Consider the following 404-nt stretch of genomic DNA (forward strand, 5'->3'; position numbering starts at 1 on the left):
GTCGCGACGGAGACACTGTGTTGGAGGTCGGCGCCGAACTGGGCGAGCCAGCCGCCTGAGGTCATGCCGGGTCCGACCGCGGCCTGGATATAGGTGAGGATGGCCATCACGGTGAGTAGGACGGCGGAGGCGGCACTGCCGACGGCGAGGCTGCGGCGGTACCGGCCCAGGTGCAGGGTGATCTGGCGTCCCTGAAGCCACTTGCTTGAGCCCCAGTCCCTGCGGTCCCAGACCAGCGCCAGGACGGCGAGGGGGGCGACCATTCCGGCCACATAGGTGAGGCCAACGGCCAGTGCCGCGGGGAACGAAGCCGTTGCGCCGGAGAGGACCGCTACGCCGATCAGTACCGGAGCGCAGCATGAGCTGGCCGCGCCGGAGAACACTCCGAGTCCGTAGACCGAGGC

At 69.6% G+C, this 404-nt stretch carries 1 pseudogene; it reads right to left on the reverse strand.

Going from position 1 to position 404, the window contains the following annotated elements:
- Nucleotides 1-404 (reverse strand): annotated as a pseudogene (locus QN345_RS19850) (hypothetical protein); the annotation flags it as partial.

It is taken from the genome of Cryobacterium sp. 10I1 (assembly GCF_035019805.1).
GTDB classification, from domain to species: Bacteria; Actinomycetota; Actinomycetes; order Actinomycetales; family Microbacteriaceae; genus Cryobacterium; species Cryobacterium glucosi.